This window comes from Arhodomonas sp. KWT (genome assembly GCF_010993615.1).
In genome coordinates this window covers 1-1,429 of the sequence record NZ_WNXE01000438.1, presented here as the reverse complement: position 1 = coordinate 1,429, position 1,429 = coordinate 1, and the positions used below count along the sequence as shown (strand labels likewise).

General features: G+C 73.5%; 3 protein-coding genes. 1 reads left to right on the top strand and 2 read right to left on the bottom strand.

Annotation, left to right across the window (positions count from 1 at the left end; translation table 11 throughout):
- Window positions 1–285: LysE family translocator (locus G7A99_RS19710; protein ID WP_371807641.1), on the top strand; the 285-nt coding region annotated here is incomplete at its 5' end.
- A 224-nt stretch (window positions 286–509) separates the two neighbouring features.
- Here the strand turns inward: G7A99_RS19710 and G7A99_RS19705 are convergent.
- Window positions 510–1,037 (bottom strand): Slp/YeaY family lipoprotein, encoded by a 528-nt coding sequence (locus G7A99_RS19705; protein ID WP_163143432.1) that lies wholly within the window; start codon window positions 1,035–1,037, stop codon window positions 510–512.
- A partial coding sequence (locus G7A99_RS19700; RefSeq protein ID WP_163143429.1) for a Slp family lipoprotein occupies window positions 998–1,429 on the bottom strand: 432 nt, incomplete at its 5' end. The genes G7A99_RS19705 and G7A99_RS19700, both read right to left, overlap by 40 nt.

Here is a 1,429-nt window from a genome sequence, read left to right as displayed (position 1 = left end):
CCGATCCGGTTCACGGAGGCGTTCGCGTTCCAGTTCGCCAACCCCAAGGTATGGGTGATGGGCATGACCGCGGTGGCGCTGTTCACCGCCCCGGGCGACGGCTACGCGCTCTCCGCGGCGGTGGTGATCGCCATCTGCATGGCGATCAACCTGCCGTGCGTGTCCCTTTGGGCCTGCTTCGGTACCGCGATCGGCCGCTGGCTCGGCAGCCTGCGCGCGCGCCGGCGGTTCCAGTGGGTGATGGGCGGGCTGACCGCCGCCTGTGTCGGGCTGGTGGCGTTCTAGCGCGGCGCGGCGCGCGGAAGATCGGCTCGGGTAGGTCGGGCACGCCTGCGGCGCACGAGCTACCCGAGCCGCCATTCTCTGCCCGGGACCCGGATCAACAGACCTGGTTGGTCACCCGGTTCTCCTGGCGGGGTGGTCCGGCTCACACCTCCAGTCTTCGGGGTAGGTGCCGAGTGCACAACCTGCCGGAAGGCCATATCCAGGGCGGGCGTGCCCCACGGGGCTCAGTCGCTGAACATGGGTCGCCCGGGCAGGTGGAACTGTATCGGCTCGCGCTGCGGATCGCGCTCCCGGGGCCAGGCGTAGACGGCCTCGGCGGCCAACCGGGGCCAGCGGGTCCGCCAGTTGCCGATGCGCACGTCCACGAGGCCGGTGACCGTGCCGCGCACGGTCACGCGCCGCCCCGGTGCATAGGCATCGGTGGACAGGACGCGCTCGCTGACGGCCAGGAAACGGCCGCCGGCCTCGCCCCAGTAGACGTTGGGCTGCTGACGGCCGCGGAGCGGAAAGGCGAGGACCTCCAGGCGGGTCCCTGCCCCGTCCGGGCGCCGGTCGACGACACGTCCGCCCCAGACCACATCGCGGCCGACGGCGTCACCGCCGGCGACCAGTGCGGCGGGCAGCGGCTCACGGGTCGCCCCCGTCTCGCGCACCGGCCCCGCCGCGCAGCCCGCCAGCATGCCGGCGAGCAGGGCCGCGGCGGCCGCGCGTTTCACCACGCAGGGCAGCCCCAGGGGTAATGGCAGTCCCACCAGCCGGGGTACCACCCCGGCGGCGGCGCCGGCGGCGGCCGCTCGGGCCAGAGCTCGTGGCCGCCGACCTCAACCACTGGATAACGATAGGGATAGTCCCCCACCGTGCGCACCTCGATGCCCGTGACGCGGCCGGTGACGGTAATCTCCTCGCCCGGGGCGTAGACCACCGGGTCGAGGAAGCCGTCGAAACGCGCGAGGAAACGCCCGCGGCTCGCGGCCCCCGGTTTCGGCCGGGCGCTGCCGTCCAGCGGGTGCTCGACCACCGCAAGGAGGGTGGCATCCTCGCCGTTGATCACCTCCGCAACCTCCCCGCCCCAGAGCACCCGCGTGCCGGTATACCGCCCGGCCTCCGCACGGACATCCGCCGGCGTAGGCGAGGCGGCGGGCGC